The 24,201-nt window shown below is 38.7% G+C and carries 23 protein-coding genes and 1 riboswitch; of the genes, 22 read left to right on the plus strand and 1 reads right to left on the minus strand.

From position 1 onward, the window contains the following. The first annotated feature begins 90 nt into the window (after positions 1-90). From QRX23_RS04200 to QRX23_RS04220, 5 genes are all read left to right on the plus strand, one after another. Positions 91-3,459, plus strand: a complete 3,369-nt coding sequence (locus QRX23_RS04200; protein ID WP_330156024.1) for a DNA polymerase III subunit alpha — start codon at positions 91-93, stop codon at positions 3,457-3,459. A gap of 156 nt (positions 3,460-3,615) precedes the next feature. After that, on the plus strand, positions 3,616-5,847 hold the full coding sequence (locus QRX23_RS04205) for a RelA/SpoT family protein (RefSeq protein WP_040760229.1): 2,232 nt from the start codon (positions 3,616-3,618) through the stop codon (positions 5,845-5,847). Further along, on the plus strand, positions 5,847-6,293 hold the full coding sequence (dtd, locus tag QRX23_RS04210; protein ID WP_150221875.1) for a D-aminoacyl-tRNA deacylase: 447 nt from the start codon (positions 5,847-5,849) through the stop codon (positions 6,291-6,293). Before QRX23_RS04205 ends, dtd begins: the two co-directional genes overlap by 1 nt. A gap of 138 nt (positions 6,294-6,431) precedes the next feature. After that, the gene (locus QRX23_RS04215; RefSeq protein ID WP_002827374.1) at positions 6,432-6,608 is read left to right on the plus strand and encodes a type II toxin-antitoxin system RelB/DinJ family antitoxin; all 177 of its coding nucleotides are present in this window, start codon (positions 6,432-6,434) and stop codon (positions 6,606-6,608) included. 86 nt (positions 6,609-6,694) lie between these two features. After that, positions 6,695-7,660: a cation:proton antiporter gene (locus tag QRX23_RS04220; RefSeq protein ID WP_330156025.1), complete on the plus strand. Its 966-nt coding sequence runs from the start codon at positions 6,695-6,697 to the stop codon at positions 7,658-7,660. Between the two features lie 139 nt (positions 7,661-7,799). Here QRX23_RS04220 and QRX23_RS04225 read toward each other — a convergent pair whose 3' ends face one another. Continuing rightward, the gene (locus QRX23_RS04225) at positions 7,800-8,351 is read right to left on the minus strand and encodes a hypothetical protein (protein WP_150190707.1); all 552 of its coding nucleotides are present in this window, start codon (positions 8,349-8,351) and stop codon (positions 7,800-7,802) included. A gap of 241 nt (positions 8,352-8,592) precedes the next feature. Here QRX23_RS04225 and QRX23_RS04230 point away from each other — a divergent pair, with 241 nt between their 5' ends. The 17 genes from QRX23_RS04230 (at position 8,593) to QRX23_RS04310 (ending at position 24,200) form a co-directional block, all read left to right on the plus strand. After that, entirely contained in the window at positions 8,593-9,465 is an 873-nt protein-coding gene (locus QRX23_RS04230) for a CvfB family protein (RefSeq protein ID WP_040760226.1), read from the plus strand. A 1-nt stretch (position 9,466) separates the two neighbouring features. Beyond that, positions 9,467-10,375 carry a site-specific tyrosine recombinase XerD gene (gene xerD / locus QRX23_RS04235; protein ID WP_330156026.1) on the plus strand — a complete coding sequence of 303 codons (909 nt, stop codon included), beginning with the start codon at positions 9,467-9,469 and terminating at the stop codon, positions 10,373-10,375. Between the two features lie 22 nt (positions 10,376-10,397). Further along, entirely contained in the window at positions 10,398-10,763 is a 366-nt protein-coding gene (locus QRX23_RS04240; protein WP_002827369.1) for a hypothetical protein, read from the plus strand. Then, positions 10,760-11,551 carry a segregation and condensation protein A gene (locus QRX23_RS04245; RefSeq protein ID WP_330156027.1) on the plus strand — a complete coding sequence of 264 codons (792 nt, stop codon included), beginning with the start codon at positions 10,760-10,762 and terminating at the stop codon, positions 11,549-11,551. Before QRX23_RS04240 ends, QRX23_RS04245 begins: the two co-directional genes overlap by 4 nt. Beyond that, on the plus strand, positions 11,541-12,182 hold the full coding sequence (scpB, locus tag QRX23_RS04250; RefSeq protein ID WP_002827366.1) for an SMC-Scp complex subunit ScpB: 642 nt from the start codon (positions 11,541-11,543) through the stop codon (positions 12,180-12,182). Before QRX23_RS04245 ends, scpB begins: the two co-directional genes overlap by 11 nt. Then, complete coding sequence (locus QRX23_RS04255) at positions 12,182-12,949, plus strand: pseudouridine synthase (RefSeq protein WP_150221870.1); 768 nt, start codon at positions 12,182-12,184, stop codon at positions 12,947-12,949. Before scpB ends, QRX23_RS04255 begins: the two co-directional genes overlap by 1 nt. Positions 12,950-13,010: 61 nt before the next feature. Beyond that, a riboswitch (FMN riboswitch) is annotated at positions 13,011-13,147 on the plus strand. Between the two features lie 94 nt (positions 13,148-13,241). Then, positions 13,242-13,820 carry an ECF transporter S component gene (locus tag QRX23_RS04260; RefSeq protein WP_002827364.1) on the plus strand — a complete coding sequence of 193 codons (579 nt, stop codon included), beginning with the start codon at positions 13,242-13,244 and terminating at the stop codon, positions 13,818-13,820. Positions 13,821-13,898: 78 nt separating this feature from the next. Beyond that, positions 13,899-14,954 carry a helix-turn-helix domain-containing protein gene (locus QRX23_RS04265; protein ID WP_330156028.1) on the plus strand — a complete coding sequence of 352 codons (1,056 nt, stop codon included), beginning with the start codon at positions 13,899-13,901 and terminating at the stop codon, positions 14,952-14,954. A gap of 6 nt (positions 14,955-14,960) precedes the next feature. Continuing rightward, positions 14,961-16,400 carry a RecQ family ATP-dependent DNA helicase gene (locus QRX23_RS04270; protein WP_330156029.1) on the plus strand — a complete coding sequence of 480 codons (1,440 nt, stop codon included), beginning with the start codon at positions 14,961-14,963 and terminating at the stop codon, positions 16,398-16,400. A gap of 85 nt (positions 16,401-16,485) precedes the next feature. Continuing rightward, entirely contained in the window at positions 16,486-17,094 is a 609-nt protein-coding gene (locus tag QRX23_RS04275) for a LysM domain-containing protein (RefSeq protein WP_150221866.1), read from the plus strand. A 132-nt stretch (positions 17,095-17,226) separates the two neighbouring features. Then, the gene (gene cmk, locus QRX23_RS04280; protein ID WP_330156030.1) at positions 17,227-17,901 is read left to right on the plus strand and encodes a (d)CMP kinase; all 675 of its coding nucleotides are present in this window, start codon (positions 17,227-17,229) and stop codon (positions 17,899-17,901) included. 97 nt (positions 17,902-17,998) lie between these two features. Beyond that, the gene (gene rpsA / locus QRX23_RS04285) at positions 17,999-19,216 is read left to right on the plus strand and encodes a 30S ribosomal protein S1 (protein WP_002827357.1); all 1,218 of its coding nucleotides are present in this window, start codon (positions 17,999-18,001) and stop codon (positions 19,214-19,216) included. A 334-nt stretch (positions 19,217-19,550) separates the two neighbouring features. Further along, the gene (gene der / locus QRX23_RS04290) at positions 19,551-20,861 is read left to right on the plus strand and encodes a ribosome biogenesis GTPase Der (protein ID WP_140836921.1); all 1,311 of its coding nucleotides are present in this window, start codon (positions 19,551-19,553) and stop codon (positions 20,859-20,861) included. Between the two features lie 207 nt (positions 20,862-21,068). Continuing rightward, complete coding sequence (locus QRX23_RS04295; RefSeq protein ID WP_002827353.1) at positions 21,069-21,344, plus strand: HU family DNA-binding protein; 276 nt, start codon at positions 21,069-21,071, stop codon at positions 21,342-21,344. 127 nt (positions 21,345-21,471) lie between these two features. Beyond that, the gene (locus QRX23_RS04300; RefSeq protein WP_330156031.1) at positions 21,472-22,278 is read left to right on the plus strand and encodes a bifunctional hydroxymethylpyrimidine kinase/phosphomethylpyrimidine kinase; all 807 of its coding nucleotides are present in this window, start codon (positions 21,472-21,474) and stop codon (positions 22,276-22,278) included. A gap of 5 nt (positions 22,279-22,283) precedes the next feature. Further along, on the plus strand, positions 22,284-22,790 hold the full coding sequence (locus tag QRX23_RS04305; RefSeq protein WP_330156032.1) for an ECF transporter S component: 507 nt from the start codon (positions 22,284-22,286) through the stop codon (positions 22,788-22,790). Between the two features lie 237 nt (positions 22,791-23,027). Beyond that, on the plus strand, positions 23,028-24,200 hold the full coding sequence (locus QRX23_RS04310; RefSeq protein ID WP_330156033.1) for a metallophosphoesterase family protein: 1,173 nt from the start codon (positions 23,028-23,030) through the stop codon (positions 24,198-24,200). Position 24,201: the final 1 nt, after the last annotated feature.

Below are 24,201 nucleotides of genomic sequence, written 5' to 3' on the forward strand. Positions count from 1 at the left end.
TAGGTGGTCTTTTTTATTTGCAATGGCTATAATTAAATTAAGTTAAAATAAATATTCATCAATTGGATTCTTTGAAAGAAGGAGGCTATTATGGTACCACTTCAAACCATGACAGCATTTAGTTTGTTGCGGAGCCCGATGACTCCTCAGCAATTGATAAAGGCTGTACAAGATAAGGGTTATCAGGCCGTTGCGTTGACGGATTACAACGTTTTATACGGGATGTATGATTTTTACCAAGCAGCCCAGGCAGCTGACATACAGCCCATTTTAGGATTGACAGCTGAATTGATTGGTTTGCAATCTTCACAATCTTATCCGGTAATTTTTCTGGTTGAAAATCAGGTTGGGTATCACAACTTATTGCAAATCAGTAGTGCCATTAATACACAGAATGAGAAACTGACGCTCGACGATTTAAAATCGTATTTATCAGGTCTATATATTATCTTACCAAGTATCGGTGAACTAGCAGTTTTGTTAGGAACTGAACCTGAACGAGCAATGACATTGGTTAAAACAGTCACCGCATTATCTGATGCTACTCATGTCTTTTTGGGAATTTCATTGGATATGCGTGAGGCTATGTTGCAATCGATCAAAGAGCTTGCACAAAATACTGGCACACGTATCATTGCGAATGAAAATGTCTTATATCCTAACGCATCTGATCAGTTTTCAGCGCAAGTTATTCAGAAACTAGGCCAAGGTGAGATTATATCTAATGTTGGTTTGGCACAAAAGCAAGCCGCAACAGCATATTTGAAAGAAAGTACCGATTGGGCAAACGAATATAATAGCCGCGGTTTATCAGATGCTGTCGAGAATACAGATTGGATTGCAGCACATAGTCATGTGGTGTTAGAGCAGTCATCAGTGACCGTGCCAAAATATGAAACACCGCAGGGACAATCTTCTTCGGATTATCTTGCAGAGTTAGCGACAACCGGGTTGACCAATCGTTTGCATGATATGGCTGTTGATGCTACACCGTATAAAGCACGTTTAAAAGAAGAATTACGTATCATTAATGAACTAGGTTTTGCCGATTATTTCTTAATTGTTTGGGATGTTTTGAATTATGCGCACAAAAAATCAATTCGAACTGGGCCAGGACGTGGTTCGGCAGCTGGCTCGTTAGTTGCCTATGTTTTGTGGATCACGGATGTTGACCCCATTGCTTATGATTTACTTTTTGAACGTTTTTTGAATCCAGAACGTCATCAAATGCCAGATATCGATATTGACATCCCCGACAATCGACGTGAAGAAATTTTGGATTATCTACATGAGCATTATGGGCATGAGCGAGTTGCTCAAATTATTACCTTTTCAACGATGGCCCAGCGCGCAGTTATTCGAGATGTTGCCAGAGTTTTTGGTTTGAATCCAACACAAATCGATAATTTATCGAAATCGATGCCTCGTGGGACTGCCAGTTTACAAGCTTCATATGAATCGTCTTTGCCATTTCGTAATGCGTTATTAGACTTACCTGTTGATGGACAACTGTTATATCAGACAGCATTGAAGTTAGAGGGATTGCCACGCAATGCATCATTACATGCAGCGGGGGTCGTCTTATCCGCCGAACCATTGGCAAATTATATGCCAGTTCAACTAGGGGACGACGGGCGTTTAGTCACACAACTCCCCAAAGGTCCCGTAGAAGCATTAGGACTGTTAAAAATGGACTTTTTAGCTTTATCTAACTTAAACATCTTAGATATTGCTATTCGTGAAATTCAAAAAATACCTGATCATGAGTCATTCAATATCGCAAGTGTATCATTGGATGATCAAGCGACGTTAAGACTGTTTCAAAATGGTCTGACGAATGGTGTTTTTCAATTTGAATCAGGGGGGATGAAAAATATTTTGCGTCAATTACGTCCTGATAGTTTTGAAGATATTGTGGCAGCAAATGCTCTCTTCAGACCAGGACCCATGCAGAATATTCCTCATTTCGTTGCCCGTAAGCATCAAGAAGAAAAACAAGATGTACCAGATGCTAGTATGGCCGAAATTTTAGCCCCGACATATGGCATTATCGTGTATCAAGAGCAAGTTATGCGGGTTGCCGAACGCTTTGCAGGCTTCTCATTGGGTGAGGCCGATTTGTTGCGTCGAGCAATGTCAAAAAAAGACCATGATAAAATTGCGGCTATGCAATCAAAATTTATTGATGGTGCGGTTGGCCGACATCATGACCAGCAAGTTGCCGAACAGGTATTCAGCTATATTGAAACGTTCGCTCAATATGGTTTTAATCGATCACATGCCGTTGCTTACTCGAAACTAGCTTTCCAACTGGCATACATTAAGGCACATTATCCAGCCGCTTTTTATAAGGCGGTATTAAATGATTCAATTGCTGATCATAAAAAAGTTGGTATTTACATTGCCGAGGCAAAATTAAGCCATGTGACTATTTTGCGCCCTAGTCTTAATCATTCGTGGCAGGGATACAGTATGAATAAACAAGGCGAGCTTCAAATGGGACTAGCATCAATTAGCGGCTTACGACGTGATTTTCGTGAAGCGCTGATTCAAGAACGGCAAGAAGGCGGACAATATCGTGATTTAACGAATTTCATTGGTCGTCTACCTAGCAAGTATCGCAAAGTCTCACAGTTAGAGCCGTTAATTTATGCGGGTGCTTTGGATGAATTTGGATTTAATCGTAAAACGTTGTTAGGGTCAATGCAGGGATACATTGATGCAGTTGGGTTGGCTGGTGAATCGATTTCATTATTTGAGTCTCTAACACCAAAAATGCATGAAGTTGCTGAGTTTCCACTCAATGAAAAGTTGGGTTATGAACATGAATATTTAGGTGTTTATCTAAGTGGTCATCCAATTGAACCTTATTTGGCTGCGATACCAGAGAACAGACGGACTGACATTGCTAACTTAGCAGTAGGTATGACATCGGTAACGGTCGTTATTTATGTCCAAAATGTTAAAAAAATCCGTACTAAAAAAGGTGATCCAATGGCTTTTGTAGACGGTATTGATTTAACTGGGACCTTATCGATTACTATTTTTCCAACGGTTTTCAAAAAAGTCGAGCCATTATTGGTAAATGAAAAAGTGCTATTAATTACTGGAAAAATTGAACAACAACGTGGTCGTGATACTTTACAGATGATTGCAAATCAAGTAATTAATGGTGATGAATTATTGGCAGAATCATCTGTTTCTGAAAAAGCAGCAGCACCGACTGGACAATGGTACTTAAGAATTATGGCATCAGCTGAAGATGCTGGTGTCATGCCAGTATTGCAGAATATTTTGCGACAACACCATGGTGCTAATCCGGTATTGATTGTATTTGAAAGAGATCATCGTAAAATTGCCTTGAATGAAACGTATTGGTTAACCGCTGATGATGAAACCGGTGAGGCAATTCGGTCAATTTTGGGCGAAAACAATGTCGTATTTAAATCAATCCAATAATTTTTTAGAGAATTATTAAAATTAAAAGCAAAATACAATACAAACAGCTATAAAATGCGTTAGAATAAATTAACTATTCAGAGTGATAGGTGAAAGATACGATGCTGCGGGTATGAATCCCAATCGGCGTGAATCTAAAAATAGAGGATGATTTTTATGGCAGAGGCAAAAAATTTGACAGCACAAGATGTGCATGATTTAGTTGCAGACTATATGAACGATGAGCATGTCAAGAAGGTTGATAAAGCTTACCAGTTTGCATACCATTTACATCAAGAGCAGAAGCGTAAATCCGGGGAACCGTATATCATTCATCCAATTCAGGTGGCAGGGATATTAGCTGAATTGCATATGGATCCTGATACGGTTGTTGCAGGATATTTGCACGATGTGGTTGAAGATACGACGGCGACATTAGCTGACGTAGAACAAGCTTTTGGACACGACGTTGCCATCATTGTTGATGGCGTTTCAAAGTTGTCACGAATCAAATATAAGTCTTCACGAGAACAATTAGCTGAAAACCATCGTAAATTGTTACTCGCAATGTCACATGATATTCGAGTTATTATTGTTAAATTAGCTGACCGTCTACATAATATGCGGACGTTGTCTGCGTTACGAGAAGAAAAACAGAAACGAATTGCTTCTGAGACACTTGAAATTTATGCACCTTTGGCTGATCGGCTTGGAATCATGACAATCAAGTGGGAATTAGAGGATATGGCGTTACGCTATCTTAACTTTGAAGCGTATCACGATATTGCAAAGTCCATGAACTTACGACGTCAGGAACGACTTGAAATTGTTGATCAAGCCGTTAGTGAAATCGAGCATGCAATTACAGATTTGCATTTAGACCACACCGAGGTTTATGGACGACCAAAGCATATTTATTCAATTTACCGGAAGATGGTTGATAAAAATAAGCGCTTTGAAGAAATTTATGACCTATTAGCCATTCGTGTGTTAGTTGATACCATTCCCGAAACATATGCAGTTTTGGGAGCAATTCATGCACGTTGGACACCAATGCCTGGCAGATTTAAAGACTATATTGCTTTACCAAAGGCAAATGGGTATCAGTCATTACATACTTCTGTCATTGGACCAGGAGGACGCCCACTAGAAGTTCAAATTCGTACGTATCAAATGCATGAAATTGCCGAATTTGGTATTGCTGCCCACTGGGCATATAAGGAAGGTAATTTTGCTGGTGCCGATGTTCAGAATGCTGATCAGCAAAAGTTAAATGTGATTCAAGGAATTTTAGAATTACAAGCAGATGCCCAAGATGCTGATGACTTTATGGAGTCAGTTAAAGGTGATTTATTTACTGATCGCATTTTCGTCTTTACACCAAAAGGCGATGTGATCGAAATGCCTAAGGATGCTGGCCCACTAGATATGGCGTATACGATTCATACGAATGTTGGTAATCATACTGTTGGTGCTAAGGTCAATGATCGGATGGTACCGTTGGATTTTCCAATCAAAACGGGTGACATTGTTGAAATCTTAACATCGCCAAACGCCCAACCTAATCGGGATTGGTTAACGATGGTGTCTACGCGTCGGGCACGTAACAAAATTAGACAGTATTTCCGTAAGCAGGATAAAGCTGACAATATCGAAGCCGGTAGAAAAATGGTGGCTGACTGGTTAGAAGATGAAGGTTACGATGTTGAAGAACTGATGCAACCTGAAAATGAGGAACATGCAGCTGAAAAAATGCATTTCTTAGCAGTTGATGATATGTACGCCTCACTTGGATTCGGGGATATTAAACCACAAGGTGTCGCTAACCGTTTTTCAGAAGAGAAACGTGCTGAGATTGAAACTGCTCGTCAAGAAGCTGAGCAAAAAGCAATCTTAGAACATCATCAAACAATCGAAAAAGAAACGAAATCTGCAAAAAATCATGCACATCGTGAAGACCGAATCGTGATTCAAGGTGTCGATAATATGCTGGTTCGCTTGGGGCATTGTTGTACACCTGTACCTGGGGATGAAGTTATTGGTTATGTCACCAAGGGGCGTGGTGTATCAGTACATCGTTTGGGATGTCCTAACCTCAAGGCTGCTGAAGTGGAAGGTAATCGATTGGTTGATGTGGCGTGGGAAAACCCAGCAGGCAATAGCAAAACAGAATATGATGCTGATTTACAGGTCTCAGCAACCAATCGCAACCGTTTATTGAATGATGTTATTCGGATGGTCAATAATACAACTCGCTCATTAAATTCGGTCAATGGGCGCGTTGATCATAACAATGATGTGCGGATTTCAATTAGTATCGGTGTAAAAAACTTAGAGCAACTCGAATCAATCATGGTCAATATCCGAGATGTTAAAGATGTTTATGAAGTAAAGCGAGCATTCAAATAATGAGAATAGTTCTACAAAGAGTCAAATCAGCTAGTGTATCAATTGATGAAACGGTCGTTGGCAAAATTGGTGTTGGCTTTGTATTACTGGTTGGCATTGCTGATAGTGATACGGAAGCTGAATTAGATTATTTAGTGAGAAAAATAACAAAATTAAGGGTATTTGAAGATTTAGTTGGTAAGATGAACTTGGCTATTGAGGATGTTGGTGGACAAATCTTATCAATTTCACAATTTACGTTATATGCTGACACTAAAAAAGGTAATCGCCCCAGTTTTACGAAAGCAGGCGCACCTGATTTTGCTGACAAGATGTATCAGTTGTTTAATAAAAAGTTGCGGGATACAGGCTTAACTGTTGAAACTGGTGAATTTGGTGCAAATATGCAAGTTCAACTAATAAATGATGGTCCAGTCACAATAATCTTTGATACCGAAAATAAGTAAAATATGTGAATTTAGATAGAAAGTACTAGCCAAAACGTATAAAAGCGTGTAGTATTTGATTTATATTTAAGGTACATGTAAAGTGTGCCATGATATAATATTTGTATAGAAAGTAATTATTGTGAAGGGAGTAACATTATGGCAGAAAAGTTAATTCAATTGCGTGTCGAGGACAATGTTAAAGACAAAGCAGATGAAATTTTTAAGTCACAAGGTTTAACCACGCAGACTGCGATCAAAATCTTCTTGACACAGGTTGCAAATACTGGTGAATCACCATTCAGCAACTTGTTTTCACGCAATTTATCAAAGTAAATAAAATTTCGGTTGGGCGTATGCTTCAAGTTCCTGGGTGGGTAACCAGTTAGGATTGAAGTGTACGCTTTTTTTTGGAGGTTTATATGGGAATTTTGGGACAATTAATCATTTTAATTGTTGTGACTTTTATTATGGGGCGCATCGGGCAAAAACTTGGATTTGCAGAAGTTGTTGGTCAGCTGATTGCGGGTATAATCATCGGACCAGCACTTTTACACTGGGTAACGACAGGAGAAATAGTCAGCTTTTTGTCAGAATTGGGTGTCCTGCTACTAATGTTTACAGCGGGGTTAGAGACAGATATTGGTCAATTGAAACGCAATTTAAATGGGGCAACTTTAACCGCTATTATGGGCGTGGTGGTTCCGTTAATATTGTTCACAGTAGTCGCTTTAGTATTAGGCTATCAGTTTAATATTTCTATTTTTTGGGGAATTGTATTTGCTGCAACATCAATTTCAATCACCATTAGTGTTCTAGGCGAATCTGGACAACTGGGATCACAAGTTGGTGCCGTCGTTCTAGGAGCGGCCGTTTTGGATGATATGTTAGCCTTGCTATTGGTTGGGGCATATGTTTTAGTATTTGGTGGACAAGGTCTGAGTTTATCAACATTATTACCAATTGTGGTGTTTATTTTAGGGTTAGTGGCTGATCGATTACCAAATTCAGGAAAAATCCTAAAGTTTACCAACTTATTAGGTACTTGGACACTATTTCCAATCTTCTTTGGCTCAATTGGATTACATATTTCTTTGAATGGACTACAAAAAACGTGGCCTTTGATTGTTGTTTTAACCGTGTTGGCGGTAGCAACAAAATATTATGGTGCGCAATGGGGAGCTAGACTTGCCAAGTTAGATAAACCAGCCGCACGGGCAGTCGGGGCAGGTATGGTTTCAAGAGGTGAAATGGCGCTCGTCGTTGCTCAAATTGGGTTAAGTGCTGATTTAATCGCTAAAAATATTTTTGGTGATATGGTCTTTGTGATTATTATCTCAACAATCATTGCACCGTTACTATTACGGCCGCTACTTAAAAGAGTGTAACAAATAAACAAAGAAAAGGTTGGAACATCGTTTGTTCCAACCTTTTTTAGCCAAAAATATATTAATTATAAGTCTATAAGTTTTATAGCATAAACGCGTTCCAAAAGTCTGAAGTCTCGCTCTTGACTTTGTTCATTTATTACAATGGCTCAATATCGTAGCGTTTTGTACGTAATTCACGCTTCTGGGCTTTCGTTGGCTTATACAGGAATTCAAAATAAGCAGCACGCCAATCATCAAATGATGAGGCTAATGTTGCGATTTCTTCAGGAATTTCTTGGCGCGGCACACGATCAAGATCAGGGTGCTCGGCAAAGTAACTATCTAACCAAGTTGAAATTTTTTCGTGACCAGCATTTTCAGCCTCAACGTTAAACCAGTTAGTTGGTTCAGGTTTGATCAAGGCATCATCGACATCAAATAACTCCATGGTACCGTGCACTTTAAATGGGCGGATTAGAGTGACTTCAGGATTAAATTTCCAAACAAAATTGCCAGGTGCAGTTTCTTCAACATCCTCTAATTGCACAACGGCACCCGCCATACTTGATGGTAAGCCACTTTGCTTAAGCGCATAAGAGGTTACAACTAAATCACCACGATGTTCTGTTCCAAACGGATAAACAACACCAATCTTGGCACCCACAAGAATGTCGATCAGTACTTGTGGTTCCATACCAATTGCTTTCATAAATGATTAACTCACTTTCAAATTATTACTAACTATTTTAGCAAAAAAATATTGTTTTTGGCGAGATAAACAAGAGAATCTGGTTTACATATATCATATCCAATGTATATCTGTTAAGATAATTAGATATAGTGAGCAAGATTACTGGCGCTATGATGCTGGTTATGAATAACCTTTACCAGTGCTGTGGCATCGGACATATAGAACAATAGATGCAGCTGATGTAAAAGGATGGAGAAAAATGACACATAAACTTGGAGACGTGATTACAGCTAAAGTAACTGACGAAAATGATCGTTATTACTACGCACAAATTGACGGTGAAACGTACGAGATTGACAAATCAGAATTAAAGAAGCCATTATCGATTGGTGGACTAGTTTCAGGATTTGCCTACGAAAATGAAAAACATCAATTACAAATAACGAAGAATCTACCAGAGGTTCGCCTTGGTCATTATGCCTGGGGAACAGTGACAGATATTCGTCGTGACTTAGGTGTCTTTGTTGATATTGGGTTACCTAATAAAGATGTGGTGGTTTCTTTAGATGAACTGCCAACTATTAAAGAATTATGGCCACAGCGTGGGGATAAGCTAATGATTACGCTACGCATTGATAAAAAAGATCGTCTGTGGGGCGAACTGGTTACCTCAGATATTCTGCAAGCAGTTAGAATTCCAGCGAAGCCAGATATGCATAACAAACAAGTCCAGGCAACGGCCTACCGCTTAAAGAAGGTTGGTACATTGGTCGTTACTTCAGACTATAATTTTGGCTTTATTCATCCCGATGAACGACAACGTGAGCCCCGCTTAGGTGAAGTTGTATCTGCACGAGTAATTGGTGTGCGCCCTGATGGTGTATTGAACTTATCATTGCGCCCACGAGCATATGAAGCTATTCCAGAAGATGCTCAGATGTTGTTAACGTTGTTAGAACGTTCAACAACCCATAGTTTACCGTTCACAGATAAATCAGATCCTAAAGCAATTAAGAAATATTTTGGTATGTCAAAATCACAATTTAAACGTGCTGTAGGTCGTTTGTATAAAGAACGTCGAATCACACAAAATGAGAACGGTCTTTTCTTAGTAGAAAGTGAAGGCGAATAGGATGAAAGTGCAGGTAGGACCATTTGAGGATGTTTTGGTTGACTACCTTCATTATCTAACTGTTGAGAGAGGCTTATCAGCTAATACCAAGCATTCCTACCAACAAGATCTTGTCCAATTTTTTCAATATTTGATAGCTGAAAAATATGATACGTTGACAGCAGTTGATCGTTTTACAATCATGGCATTTTTGGGACAGTTAGAACAAAAAGGCAAGTCACGTAATACAATTATTCGCATGGTATCGACTTTGCGAAAGTTTTTTGAATTTGTTCAAGTGAATAATTTGATAACCAGTAACCCGATGGATCAAGTAGATTCACCCAAAAAGGCGCAACATCTACCAGCAGTATTGACTTTAGAAGAAGTTGAAGCGTTGTTGCAGGTTCCTGATAAAAACACGCCACTTGGGTTACGAAATCGAACAATACTTGAAGTCATGTATGCGACAGGTTTACGTGTCAGTGAGTTGGTCAATTTACGCTTAGATAATTTACATTTGGACTTAGGTCTCATTCAAACGATTGGTAAAGGGGACAAAGAGCGGATTGTGCCAATTGGTGATGTTGCAGTCAAGTGGTTAGAGAACTACTTAAATAATAGTCGTCCGTTGCTAGGTAAACAGCAAGATCCACACGTTATTTTTTTAAATGATCACGGTCATCAGTTAACACGACAAGGTGTTTGGAAATTAATTAAGCAATGGGTCAAGCAGGCTGGGATTACGAAAGATGTTTCGCCACACACTTTAAGACATTCATTCGCCACCCATATCCTCGAAAATGGGGCAGATTTGCGAATTGTTCAGGAATTATTGGGACATGCTGATATCTCAACAACGCAAATTTATACTCATATCTCAAACAAACGATTAACCGAGGTATATGAAAAGGCGCATCCTCGTGCTTAGTTTAGCTTGATTGGAGAAAAATATGTTAATTATCGTACGTAAAGATCAATCAAAAATTGTTATGGGGCTGCTGTCTTATAGCCCGAATTTACCAGATATTTTAGCTGTGCAACGTGAATATGATTGGTATCAGTCTGATGATAATCGGGATATTCTTCTATGGCGTGATGAAAATACACATCATTTTACCGTATTACTTGGGGTTGCACGTGTTTATAATTCCTTGGTGATTCGACGGATTGTTTTTAGTCCCGAAGTACAACCAAAACAAAAATTAAAACTTGGCCGTAAAATATATCAAGCGTTGCAATCTCAATATCCAGATCAAGTGATCATGGGTTCAATTGCCACACAAAAATTTGTAACGAAATGGCGAGATATGCAATGAGTGAAGAATTAACTTATCATTTAGAAGATTTTGATGGGCCATTGGATTTATTGCTCCATCTTATTCGGGTGAATGAGATGGATATTATGGACATTCCGATAGTTGAGATTACGGCACAATATCTGACATTTCTACATGCGGAACAAGAACGTAATTTAGATGTTGCTGGTGAATTTTTGGTCATGGCCGCAACGTTGATGTCAATAAAGGCCAATTACTTACTACCTAAAAATGATGTCTTTCAATATGATGAGGATTTAGCTGAATTTGTTACTGAAGAAGATCCTCGAGACACATTGATGGCACAATTAATTGAATATCAGCGCTATCAACAAGCTGCAGGTGATTTACGTGAACGAGAAGAAGAACGTCAATTACAGTTTTCTAGAGCACCGATGTCAATCCCAGACGATATAAAGGGTGCACCTCTGCCAGAAGGACTCGTATTGTGCGATCTTCAAAATGCATTTGATCGTTTGGTGAAAAAACGCTATCAAAAGCGGGTACAACCACGCTCATTGCAAGGTGATAACTGGTCAATTCAACAACAAATGACTAAAATTATGGCAAAGGTAGACACTGATCATGTTGTAACTTTTGACCAACTTTTTGCGGAAAATGCAGATAAGGATGAAATGGTCACAACATTTATGGCGATGTTAGAATTAGTGCGTCATCAGCACTTGACTATGACACAAAATAATCTATTTGACCGAATTGATGTTTCACGCGGTAAGGTACCCTACCAGCAGGAAAGTAGAGAGGATGAAGAGGCTGATGCAAAATAGCTTACAACAAATTGAAGGATTATTATTTGTTGCAGGAGATGAGGGTATCTCTTTGGCAGAACTGTCAGCAGCAACACAATTTTTAAAGCCAGCAGTTAATGGTCTACTAGACGAGTTGGCGATTAAGTATGCGCAAGATGAAAGTTGTGCTTTTGAAATTCTAAAAACAGATGATCGTTATCAATTAGTGACGAAGGCAAATTTATCAGAAACCATTCATCGTTTCTTTACAGCGCCATTAACAACAGCTCTATCACAAGCATCATTGGAAGTTCTAGCTATTATTGCTTATAAACAACCGGTTACACGTGTTGAGGTAGATGAAATTCGTGGTGTCCAATCACAATCGACCATCCAAAAATTAATTCTTCGTAATTTAGTAACGGGTAAGGGGAGATCGACTGAACCAGGACGACCAATTCTTTATGTGACAACCAACTATTTCCTAAATTATTTTGGGTTAACCAGTTTAGATGAGTTACCACCGTTGGTTACTGCTAAAGCACTAGAAGATTTACAAAATCAGCAAGATGTGACGATTCCGTTATTACCATCAGAAAAACAACAGTCTTCATTTGATGTCACAATTGCTGAATTAACAAAACAATCAGAAAGTAATGAGGAAAAATAATGGCAGAACGATTACAAAAAGTCATGGCTCAAGCAGGGGTTGCCTCACGCCGGGCTTCTGAAAAAATGATTACTGAAGGGCAAGTCACGGTTAATGGTCAGGTAATTCGAGAGTTAGGAACAAAGGTTGAACCCAGTGATCACATTGAAGTAAATGGCACACCAATTGATTCAAAAGAGAAACTAGTTTACTTCCTATTGGACAAGCCACGCGGTGTTGTAACGACTAATTCTGATGACAAAGGGCGTCAAACGGTCATGGACATTGTTGATGAACCTGAACGGGTTTATCCCGTTGGACGTTTGGATTATGATACGACTGGTGCGTTGCTATTAACCAATGATGGTGATTTAGCTAATAAGTTGATGCATCCTAAGTATCGCATTGATAAGGTCTATGTTGCCAAGGTCAAAGGTATTCCAACGAATGAGGAATTAGAAAAATTACGTCATGGTGTGACTGTAAAGACTGTCCAAAATGGACGTCATTATACCTTTAATGCGGCACCAGCTCATGCAGAAATCTTATCAACTGATAAAAAGAAGCACACGGCAATCGTCAAATTAACTATTCATGAAGGTAAATATCATCAAGTGAAAGAAATGTTAAAATCAGTTGGTCATGAGGTTATTAAGCTAACTCGTGAACGTTATGGGATGCTTGATTTGACTGGTTTGACACCTGGTGAATATCGTCCATTGCGTCATGAAGAGGTCCAAGCGCTCAAGTCTGGTCGTCAATTCCGCAAATCAGCTGGTCGTTGGTAAAACGGTGGCATGAATTTTTATTGACTTTTAATTAGCGGAAAGCTATGATAATAACATAACTAAATATCTTCAGGGCAGGGTGTAATTCCCGACCGGCGGTAATTTCGTTTTTACGGAAAAGTCCGCGACCCACAGTTTTGTGGTTGATATGGTGAAAATCCATAACCGACAGTAAAGTCTGGTATGCAGAAGAAATTAATGAATTTGACTGATAGAGTCGGTCTTATTTGTGTCGCCCTGACATAAATAAGATCGACTTTTTAATTATCAGCGTGGAGGATTAGGTAGTCACATGAATAAAACACGTCATTTAACAATCATTGCTTTATTGTCAGCAATTTCGTTTGTTTTGATGGTTTTCCCGCAATTTCCAATCTTACCTGGCGCAAGCTTTTTAAAGATTGATTTTTCAATTGTTCCCGTATTAATGGGGACTTTACTATTAGGATTAAAACAAGGTTATCTTATTTTGATTTTACGGTCGGTTTTGAAACTATTACTTAATAATGAAGGGCCTGGTGATTTAATTGGGCTACCAATGAATATCATTGGTATGGCTATTTTTATTACCATAATTATTCTAGTAATGCGTCGTACAAATGTGTCTAAAAAGCAGTTTATGTGGGGAACATTGCTTGGAACGCTTGGGTTAACACTGGTGATGGTTATTCTAAATTATGTTTATGCAGTGCCACTATATGCTTTGTTTGCAAATTTTGATATCCGAGCAACAATTGGCATGGGACACTACTTACTTTGGATGGTTGTGCCATTTAACTTAATTGAAGGCGTTATTCTTGGTACTGTATCAGGTGTTGTCTTCTATTCATTTCAGCGGGCATTAAGCAACATGCATTCACAATTAAATTAAAACACGCAGCTTGCACTTACCTCACTATTTTTTTAAACTAGACAATAGTACAGCACAAAGTGAGAGGTGGGCAATGTCGTGATAACTGATTTCCTGATTACCCTTTTTTCGCCGGTTCAACCACGGCGACATCGGGTAATTTTTGGTTTATTAAAGCGTCGTTTGACAGTATCAACAGAATATTGGGGATTACGTTATCAATTGTTACCCATTATTGGTTTATTGCCACAATTAGAAAAAAATGATTTTGATGAACAAATTGCACAACTCATTAAACAGGGGTTGCTCATTGAACAACAACCAAGTTCTGGACAATTATTGCTAACCGACAAGGGCGTTACTTTTCAACAGAATTATAGGCAATACCATTATCAGTTAAAATACATTCCTTTAATGGTCCAACCACTAGCGAATATCCGGCAGTTCCGGGAAGCATTTTGGTTGGCGAATCAAATCGTGTCGGAAGTGGCATATCACAACAAACACTACTATCCGTTACAGATTGACTTTAAAACGAAAAAATTAGTAAAAAATTGGTATGGACAGACAGATAAAAAACACTTAATTGATGATTGGTTAACAGAATTAACCGACTTTTTAAAATTATTGGATCAACAAACTGCGAATCAACTAGTTGCGACATGGGTTGGACATCAAATACCTGGACGAAATAGTGACCAACTAGATTTACCGCGATCTTGGATTGCAACTGATTTTTATCTTTGGGAAATTGATTTATTTTCTTTTTGGAGCCAGCAATTATCGCAGACTAATGCTAGTAGTGAATTAAAAAGGTTATGGGACTTAACACAGCAACAAGCCAACTTGTCACCCAGCGTGCAATTAACATGCCAGCAGGTGCATCGGGGGATGTCTATTGAAACCATTAGTAAGCAACGCCATTTGAAAATCGGCACGGTTAGGGAACACTTGCTGACAGCAGCAGTTTGGCTACCTAAAGCGGATTTTCCCTATGAATTGTTTTTAAGTGCTTCAACCATTCAATATCTAGAACAACATTTGACTGGCAATATTGATAATTGGCAATTTTCCAACATTAGAACGTCAGATAACCCAAATGAGTTTTTTATCTTCAGATTATATGAAATTTACTTAACCAAACAGGGGAATTAAGCACCAATGACAATTAACTTAGAACAGGTTTTACAAGATAAATTTGGATTTGAGAGTTTTAAAACGGGTCAAAAAGAAATCCTAACGGCCTTATTGTCAAAGCAATCAACATTAGCAATTTTACCAACAGGCGGTGGTAAGACGTTGATTTACCAGATGATGGGGGCGGTTCGAGATGGATTGGTTATGATTGTCACGCCATTACTTTCACTAATGCAGGATCAGGTTGCACGATTGAATTATCTTGGTGAAAAAAATGTGGTGGCTTTAAATTCGACATTAACATTTGAGAACAAAAAAAATGTCCTTAAAAATTTAAATCGTTATCATTTTTTATTTGTTTCGCCTGAGATGCTTAACCAAGAGCAGGTACAAACAGCTTTAAAACAAGTGAAAATTAACTTAATGGTTATTGATGAAGCTCATACAATGGTTACTTGGGGGCAGGATTTTCGTCCAGATTATTTATCATTACCTAGTATTCACGAACAGCTTAATCGACCACAATTACTTTTATTAACGGCAACCGCAACACCAAGTATGATGTCAGCAATTACTGAGAATTTTCATGCGCTGCAAGATAAATGGTTTATTTATCAACAACCAGTTGATCGACCAAATATTTTTTTGCATACAGAGCAACTAACTAATGAAATTGAAAAAAAGCAACGCTTAAAATATTTAATTCAGACGGTTAATGGACCTGGTATCGTTTATTTTACTTCACGTAAGCTAGCAACAAGCATGGCGGAGTGGCTAACAAATGAAACTGGACAACGGGTCGTTGCGTACCATGCTGGTATGGATACAATGTCTCGATATCGTGTACAACAACAATTTATGCAGGGAGAGATCGATGTTATTACGGCAACTTCCGCATTTGGTATGGGTATTGATAAAGAAGACATTCGTTTTGTCATTCACTATCATTTGAGCAACGATCTTTCAAATTATCTGCAAGAAATCGGTCGTGCAGGACGTGACGGACAACAAGCAGTTGCAATCTTATTGTATGTACCTGGGGATGAACGTATTCAATTTAATTTGATTGATCAAACCATCCCTGATAATTATGCTATTCAAAGTTACTTGGATCAGTCGTTGGTGACAATACTAACACCTGAGCAGGTCAGATTATTGAATTTTTATCAAAATAAGGGCTTATCATCAGCTGAAATTATTCAAATTTTTGATAGTAGACGCGTGATGAGACAGAGTAATTTATGGTCAATGATTAACTATGCAAAGTCCGATGGTCAGCTGCGTAATCAAATCAGTCAATATTTTGGTAATGCCACTGACAACTTATCGCAAACGGATGAAAGTGTGGGTGTGACAGATTGGCATCCCAAAGAATTAAATTTCGTGCGAAAAGAAGATGGTAAACAGCAAGCAAAGGTGGTAAATTGGTCTAAACAACTAAAAAAACTATTTAATTTACAGTAAAGATTAGGTGTGACACTAACTATTTTAAGGCGGTTAGTGTATTATTAGAGATAGTAAAAAAAGAGAGTAAGGAGAGCCACCAATCATGACCGAAAAAAAGGATGAAAAACAGCCATGGGAGGCATCTTTTAAAGATGAAACAACCAACCAGTATTCAAGAACACAAAATCGACGCAAGTCACAACGTGTCAGTATGGTTGTCGGAATTCTGGTACTGATTGTCATTGCTTTGTCTTTCGTTCCTGTTTATAAGTATTTGCAGGAATTGAATAAACCAGCTGATGCCACATCGAACACTGAATTACCAGTTGCTTCATCAACGAAAACGACCACTTCAACGAATAAAGTGACCGATACCGCAAAATCAGAATCGAAAGCTAAGGTTGCTGCATCAAAGTCATCATCTGAGGCAGCGGCAGCCAAATCATCATCTGAAGCAGCAGCAAAGTCATCGTCAGAGGCGGCAGCTAAATCATCAAGTGAAGCAGAGGCAGCAGCGTCTTCTTCGTCAGAAGCAGCAGCTTCATCATCTTCTTCAGAAGAGGCTTCTCAAACCGTTTCATTTGATTCTGGTACACTGTATAGTTTTGCCGTTGCAAATGGCACAACCCCTGAAGAGTTGTATACTTTGAATCCTGGTCTAACGGCAAGTAATTATGCATCTTACTATGGTAAGGGATTAAAAGTTAAATAAAAATATTTTGATTATGATTATCAAATTGGCTGGAACGTTACTTGTTCCGGCTTTTTTTATTAAATATACCTAGTGTTTCAGCTAAATTAAGCGTAAAATAGAACAGTAATAAATTGAATAAGGATGTGGATCATGAACCCAATTCAGATTGCAATTGATGGACCAGCCTCGGCAGGAAAGTCAACGATTGCTAAAATTTTGGCTACTGACTTAAATTTTGTCTATGTTGATACAGGCGCAATGTATCGTACTGTTACACTGGCTGCGATTAAAGCAGGTGTTACGTTGACGGATGAAGAAGCAGTTGTCGCATTGTTACCTAAAATTGATATCTCGTTTAAGCCGGGTAATCCTGTACAACGTGTGTTCTTAAACGATGAAGAAGTGACTGATGATATTCGATCAGTTGAAGTAACAGCCAATGTATCGATTGTTTCAGCTTATGGTGAGGTGCGTACTGCAATGACTGACTTGCAACGTAATATTGCAAGTGAGGGTGGTGTCGTGATGGATGGACGAGATATTGGCACCACGGTATTACCAAAAGCTGAAGTCAAGATCTTTTTGATTGCCTCAGTTCATGAACGAGCAGTCCGTCGTTTTAAGGAAAACCAAGCAAAAGGTATGACAACGACGTTAGTGGACTTAGAAACAGCAATAGAAAAAAGAGATTACTTAGATTCTCACCGTGAAATATCACCACTAAAAAAAGCATCCGATGCGGTAGAATTGGACACTACTGGACTATCAATTTCAGAAGTGGTTGCTGAAGTAAAACGCATTATTGAAAATAAATTACAAAATTAATAAATACAACTCAAAAAAGTGTAAAAAGCACTGGTAATATATACCAATATTGGGTATAATATTCATTAGAGTCGTGTGACCAGGAGGATATATTGTAATGAACGAAGAGAACAACGAGCTATTGGCAGCTCTTGACAGCGTAGCCGAAGTTAAAGTTGGCGATGTAGTTAAGGGTGAAGTCTTGGCAATTGATGATAATCGTCAAGTTATCGTAGGTATTGAAGGTGCCGGCGTTGAAGGTGTAATTCCTTTGCGCGAATTGACAACTGACCGCGATGCGGACGTAAATGACCTTGTCAAGGTTGGAGACGTGTTGGATTTGGTAGTTGTATCAACTATCGGTTCTGACAAGGAAGGTGGATCATACCTATTGTCAAAGCGTCGTCTTGAAGCTCGTCGTGCTTGGGAAGAAATCGCAAGCAAGCACAGTGTTGACGACATTGTGGAAGCCCCAGTAACGCAAGCCGTTAAGGGTGGTTTGGTTGTTGATGTTGAAGGTGTACGTGGATTCGTACCTGCTTCAATGATTGAGAACCGTTTCGTGCAAGATTTGAACCAATACAAGGGTCAAACTATCCGTGCAAAGATTATTGAAATCAATGCTGCAGATAGCCGTTTGATCTTGTCACGTCGTGATGTGTTGAATGAAGAGCGCTCAGCTGCTTTGGCACGCATCTTTGATGAACTATCAGTTGGTGATGTCATTGAAGGTAAAGTTGCTCGTATGACTAACTTTGGTGCATTTATTGACCTTGGTGGTGTTGATGGATTGGTACACGTATCTGAAATCTCACACGAACGCGTTTCACAACCTTCAGACGTTTTGTCAGTTGGTGAAGAAGTTAAGGTTAAGGTTTTGGGCTTGGATCCAGAACGTGAGCGTATCTCATTGTCAATCAAGGCTACACAACCAGGACCTTGGGATGCAGCTGCTGAAAAGGCACCAGCTGGTACAGTTCTAGAAGGAACTGTTAAGCGCGTGGTTGACTTTGGTGCATTCGTTGAAGTGTTCCCAGGTGTTGAAGGTTTGGTTCACGTTTCACAAATCTCACACAAGCACATTGCTAACCCTAGTGATGTATTGAAGGCTGGTGACAAGGTTCAAGTTAAGGTTTTGGATGTTAACCCAGAACGTCAACGTTTGTCATTGTCAATCAAGGCTTTGGAAGAGGCACCTGCACACGAGGAAAATGATCGTCCTCGTCGTTCACGTCGCCCTCGCCAATCTGCACCTACTAACTACTCAACTTCTGAAGAAGAAGGTTCAGCAACGTTAGGTGATGCCTTTGGTGACATCTTCAAAGATTTTAACTAAGCATTAGAATAGTTTAAAACAGTTAGAGGCTGGGACAGATGTTGTCTCAGCCTCTAATTTTTGTGCTAAAAGATATTAATTAAACGCATGTTAGTTTGACAGCATAAACGCGTTCCAAAAGTCTGAAGCCTTAATGTAACGTGATTTTCGTCATTTCTGTCCTTCGCTTTGCTACGGCCAAAAATGACGAAAATTACGTTACACACCGGCTTCAAAACGACTTTTGTCTCGCTCTCTAATTTTTGTTTCGTATTAATTCATGTTAATATTAAACATAGCGTATACAAATTAAAACGAATTGCAATAATCTTTGTGATTCAGAAAAGAGGATAATATGGGATTTCCTGTTGTGGCTGTTGTTGGTCGTCCAAACGTTGGTAAATCAACAATTTTTAACCGCATCGCGGGTGATCGAATTTCAATTGTAGAGGATACACCAGGTGTCACACGTGATCGTATTTACACGCGTGCTGAATGGTTGACTCATGAATTTCGATTAATTGATACCGGTGGAATTGACATGGGTGATGAACCATTTATGTCACAAATTGTGCAACAAGCTGAAATTGCGATTGACGAAGCTGACGTGATTGTTTTCATGGTTTCAGCCCGTGAAGGATTGACAGAAGCTGATGAACGTGTTGCTAAAATATTGTATCGATCAAAAAAGCCAGTTGTTTTGGCTGTTAATAAAGTTGATAATATTGAATTGCGATCAGAAATCTATGAATTTTATGCATTAGGATTTGGTGATCCATATCCAATTTCTGGTGCACATGGTACGGGATTAGGAGACTTACTAGACCAAGTTGTTGCTAATTTCCCAGAGATTGAGGCACAAGAAGAAGACGATGCAGTACGTTTTTCATTCATCGGTCGTCCAAATGTTGGTAAGTCATCATTAGTAAATGCTATTTTAGGCGAAGAACGAGTGATCGTTTCGGACATTTCCGGTACAACACGTGATGCAATTGACACAAGATTTACTTCAGCTGATGGTGATGAATTCGTTATGGTCGATACCGCCGGAATTCGTAAACGTGGTAAAGTGTATGAATCAACTGAAAAATATTCGGTCATGCGTGCTATGCGTGCCATTGATGATTCCAACGTCGTGTTGGTTGTCTTGAATGCTGAGGAAGGTATTCGTGAACAAGATAAACATGTGGCAGGTTATGCGCATGAAGCTGGTCGAGCCGTAATTATTGTTGTGAACAAGTGGGATACCCTTGAAAAGGATAATCATACGATGGCTGATTTTGAAAATCAGATTCGTCAAGAGTTCCAATACTTGTCATATGCACCAATTGTTTTTGTTTCTGCCATGACTAAGCAACGTTTGAATAAATTACCAGCCTTAATCAAGCAAGTAAATGATAATCATCAAAAGCGCATTCAGTCAGCAACGTTAAATGAAGTTATTATGGACGCCTTGGCACTAAACCCAACTTCAACAGTTAATGGTAAGCGATTGCGTGTTTACTATGCGACACAAGTTGCTATTCAACCACCAACGTTTGTTGTCTTTGTAAATGATCCTGAGTTGATGCACTTTTCATATGAACGTTTCCTAGAGAATCAAATTCGTAAATCATTTGATTTTACAGGAACACCAATTCATTTGATTAAACGAGCACGAAAATAAAAATAAACTTAATCTGGGCTTCTTTCATCACAATTTTATGAAAATGTTTAAGGATATGACAAAAACCTTGTTATATCAACGTTTTAAGACATTTTTTACTTGTAAGAAGCGTATAATTATGATATTCTAAATATCGAAATCTAATTACAGATTCAATCTAAATTTATTGGCACTTAGCTAATAATACCTATGCAGGAGGAAAACTAAATGGCTAACAAGCAAGAATTAGTAACTGATGTTGCAACTGCAACTGGTTTGACAAAGAAGGATGCAACTGCTGCAGTTGATGCAGTGTTTGCTTCAATCCAAGAAACTTTGGCAAAGGGTGAAAAAGTCCAATTAATTGGCTTTGGTAACTTTGAAGTACGTTCTCGTGCAGCTCGTAAGGGTCGCAACCCACAAACTGGTGAGGAAATCGAGATTGCTGCATCAAAGATTCCTGCATTCAAGCCTGGTAAGGCATTGAAGGATGCAATCAAGTAAGTTGTATCGAAAAAGAAGTCGTGTTAACTCACGGCTTCTTTTTTTGTGCCTACGCTTAATAAGTCTATGTTTACAGGTAGTAATTTGTGCTAAACTTAAATTTAATTACTGTAAAAGGGGTGTCGCGATGGTGGTAGGGAAAATCATAACAATCGCTGGTTCTGATATTTTATCTGGCGGTGGGGTTCAAGCTGATTTAGCAACGTTCAATGAATATGGTTTGTTTGGCTTAAGTGCAATTACAAGCATTGTGACTGTTAATCAACACGATTTTGATATCCATGAGGTACCAATATCTGTGTTGGCGAAACAATTGACGTCCCTGGGAGAGTTGTCAGACATTAAGGGGATTAAGGTCGGTTTGTTACCTTCTGTTGCACATATTGATTTAGTTAGTCAGTTTATAAAACAATATGTTGGACGTGTTCCAATAGTGATTGATCCAGTGATGGCATTTAAAGAGACTGATTCAGTCAATGCTTCAGAATTAGCCACTGCAATTAAGCAAAAGTTATTACCATTAGCAACGGTTGTGACACCTAATCTGATCGAGGCCGAGTTACTAACACAACAGACCATTCATTCTGAGGCTGACCTATTGACGATTGCTGAAATGCTTCATAAAATCGGCCCCAAAACGGTTGTTGTTAAAGGTGGCGTTCGTTTAGACGGTGATATGGCATCAGATGCCGTGATTTCTGAAAATACGAAAAAAGTTATTAAATTACCCAAAATAGAGCGACCATTTAACAATGGTGCAGGTTGTACATTTTCTGCGGCGATTGCTAGTCAAATCGCTCAAAATGTTCCTGTGTTAATGGCTATTGATGATGCAAAAGATTTTGTCCATCATGGTATTTTGCACGGTGTTAATTTAAATGATGATTTTAAGGTTGGTAATGTTTGGCAGGCAGCTCGCCGGCGTAAGGGGTAAAATAAATGAAAACAAAACAACTCACTATCGGGGCGGTTTTAATCGCCATCAATATTGTATTAAGTTACATCGCTAAATTACCGACACCCACCGGATTTGTCTCTTTGGTTGAGACCGGTATTTTTATTGGTGCTTGGCATTTTGGACCTAAAATGGGTCTGGCGGTTGGTGGCTTGACTGGTTTTTTGTTGGACTTATTTGCGGGCTATCCACAATGGATGTTTTTTTCATTGATTATTCACGGAACAGAAGGCTGGATTATTGGGCACTATAATGTTGAAAAAACAGTCGGTGTCCGTATATTAGGGAATTTCTTAGGTGGCTTGACGATGGTAGTTGGCTATTGGGTAGCAGGTAGTTTCCTACTTTGGGTGACAGGTGGCTCAAAGATGTCTTTGCAATCAGCAGCATTAGCTGGTTTAACGGATGTGCCTGCTAATATTGTCCAAGTTTTAGTTGGCTTTATTTTGGCATTGATTGTGAGCGTACCATTGCGTAAGTGGATACGTTAATGACAAAAATATCAAGTTAGAAGAAAGCGAGACAAATTGCGTTAAATTGAGGCTTCAGACTTTGGGAATGTGTTTATGCAATTAAATTGCCGTGCTTTTAATTAAGATATTTTTAGCAAAAAGAAGTTGGCACATTTTCCTTTGTCCCAACTTCTTTTTGTTTTCTAACTGAAAAATAACCTTTAGAATGACAATTAATAGTTAAATAATCAATGAAAATTAGAGGAAAGTTTGATTATGAAGTTTTTACATACAGCTGACTGGCACATTGGTAAGGAGTTAGGGGGCTACTCACTATTGGCAGAGCAGCAAACAGCTTATCAACAAATTAGGGATTTAGCAGTTAACGAAGAAGTAGATGGTGTAATTATCGCTGGTGATTTGTATGATCGGGGTATTGCACCTATTTCAGCAGTCAACAGTTTAGAAGGTATGCTAAAAGATCTAAATATAACGTTTAAAATGCCCATTTACGCTGTTTCAGGAAATCATGATGGTGCAACCAGGTTGGGTGCAGGGCGCGAGTGGCGTGAAAAAAATCAATTATATTTAAATACAACCCTTGCAGATGCCTTTAAACCAGTTGAGACACAGGATACACAAATATTTCTATTGCCTTTCATTGAACCTTCAATGGCTCGTGTTTATTACGGTATAACAGAGGACGAAGCATCTCAGTATCAAACAATTAATCAGGTTATGCCTCGTATTGTGTCAGAGATGGTTGCCAAGTTTAAACCAGAAATGAACCATGTATTAGTGACCCACTACTACGTTGTTGGTAGTAAAAATCAGGATTATGAGTTTACTAGTGAAACAAACTCACAAGTTGGTGGATTGCGAGGATTGGATGACCAACTATTTCAGGATTTTGATTATGTTGCGCTCGGACATTTACATCTACGACAAGCTAGTCCGAGTGATGTTGTGAAATATTCAGGTTCACCAATTAAGTTTAATACCAAGGAAGCCCAGTCTGAAAAAGGGGTTTATACTGTTGAAATCAAAAATCATCAAGTGAGAACAAGTTGGCATCCTTTGTTACCTAAAAAGGATTTGATTCTGCTAACTGGTACGTTTGAACAATTAATTGATGCCGATTTTTATCAGCAATATGAACGAGGTCATAAAAATTATTTTAGTATTAAAATCCAGGGACATGTCACGGCAACGAATGCACGGGCGATGTTAACTGAAATTTATGGTGATGTTGTAGAAGTTCAATATGATCTGCCAAAATTAGTTCAGAATCGACAGGACATACCAGAAATTAAAGCTGATGATGGTAACGATGATGTCATGATTGCTAATTTTTATCAATTTGTAACTGGTAAACAGTTAAACAACAATCAAAAAAAACTTATTGATGATACTTTGAGCCAGCTACATCAACAGGAGGAAGAAAACTAAT

It is taken from the genome of Weissella paramesenteroides, assembly GCF_036327715.1.
Lineage (GTDB): Bacteria > Bacillota > Bacilli > Lactobacillales > Lactobacillaceae > Weissella > Weissella paramesenteroides.

What these genes read in the sequence shown, in the direction of transcription:
- QRX23_RS04200 (WP_330156024.1), top strand. Translation starts at nt 91, where the DNA reads ATGGTACCACTTCAAACCATGACAGCATTTAGTTTGTTGCGGAGCCCG.
- QRX23_RS04205 (WP_040760229.1), top strand. Translation starts at nt 3,616, where the DNA reads ATGGCAGAGGCAAAAAATTTGACAGCACAAGATGTGCATGATTTAGTT.
- dtd (WP_150221875.1), top strand. Translation starts at nt 5,847, where the DNA reads ATGAGAATAGTTCTACAAAGAGTCAAATCAGCTAGTGTATCAATTGAT.
- QRX23_RS04215 (WP_002827374.1), top strand. Translation starts at nt 6,432, where the DNA reads ATGGCAGAAAAGTTAATTCAATTGCGTGTCGAGGACAATGTTAAAGAC.
- QRX23_RS04220 (WP_330156025.1), top strand. Translation starts at nt 6,695, where the DNA reads ATGGGAATTTTGGGACAATTAATCATTTTAATTGTTGTGACTTTTATT.
- QRX23_RS04225 (WP_150190707.1), bottom strand. Translation starts at nt 8,351, where the DNA reads ATGAAAGCAATTGGTATGGAACCACAAGTACTGATCGACATTCTTGTG.
- QRX23_RS04230 (WP_040760226.1), top strand. Translation starts at nt 8,593, where the DNA reads ATGACACATAAACTTGGAGACGTGATTACAGCTAAAGTAACTGACGAA.
- xerD (WP_330156026.1), top strand. Translation starts at nt 9,467, where the DNA reads ATGAAAGTGCAGGTAGGACCATTTGAGGATGTTTTGGTTGACTACCTT.
- QRX23_RS04240 (WP_002827369.1), top strand. Translation starts at nt 10,398, where the DNA reads ATGTTAATTATCGTACGTAAAGATCAATCAAAAATTGTTATGGGGCTG.
- QRX23_RS04245 (WP_330156027.1), top strand. Translation starts at nt 10,760, where the DNA reads ATGAGTGAAGAATTAACTTATCATTTAGAAGATTTTGATGGGCCATTG.
- scpB (WP_002827366.1), top strand. Translation starts at nt 11,541, where the DNA reads ATGCAAAATAGCTTACAACAAATTGAAGGATTATTATTTGTTGCAGGA.
- QRX23_RS04255 (WP_150221870.1), top strand. Translation starts at nt 12,182, where the DNA reads ATGGCAGAACGATTACAAAAAGTCATGGCTCAAGCAGGGGTTGCCTCA.
- QRX23_RS04260 (WP_002827364.1), top strand. Translation starts at nt 13,242, where the DNA reads ATGAATAAAACACGTCATTTAACAATCATTGCTTTATTGTCAGCAATT.
- QRX23_RS04270 (WP_330156029.1), top strand. Translation starts at nt 14,961, where the DNA reads ATGACAATTAACTTAGAACAGGTTTTACAAGATAAATTTGGATTTGAG.
- QRX23_RS04275 (WP_150221866.1), top strand. Translation starts at nt 16,486, where the DNA reads ATGACCGAAAAAAAGGATGAAAAACAGCCATGGGAGGCATCTTTTAAA.
- cmk (WP_330156030.1), top strand. Translation starts at nt 17,227, where the DNA reads ATGAACCCAATTCAGATTGCAATTGATGGACCAGCCTCGGCAGGAAAG.
- rpsA (WP_002827357.1), top strand. Translation starts at nt 17,999, where the DNA reads ATGAACGAAGAGAACAACGAGCTATTGGCAGCTCTTGACAGCGTAGCC.
- der (WP_140836921.1), top strand. Translation starts at nt 19,551, where the DNA reads ATGGGATTTCCTGTTGTGGCTGTTGTTGGTCGTCCAAACGTTGGTAAA.
- QRX23_RS04295 (WP_002827353.1), top strand. Translation starts at nt 21,069, where the DNA reads ATGGCTAACAAGCAAGAATTAGTAACTGATGTTGCAACTGCAACTGGT.
- QRX23_RS04300 (WP_330156031.1), top strand. Translation starts at nt 21,472, where the DNA reads ATGGTGGTAGGGAAAATCATAACAATCGCTGGTTCTGATATTTTATCT.
- QRX23_RS04305 (WP_330156032.1), top strand. Translation starts at nt 22,284, where the DNA reads ATGAAAACAAAACAACTCACTATCGGGGCGGTTTTAATCGCCATCAAT.
- QRX23_RS04310 (WP_330156033.1), top strand. Translation starts at nt 23,028, where the DNA reads ATGAAGTTTTTACATACAGCTGACTGGCACATTGGTAAGGAGTTAGGG.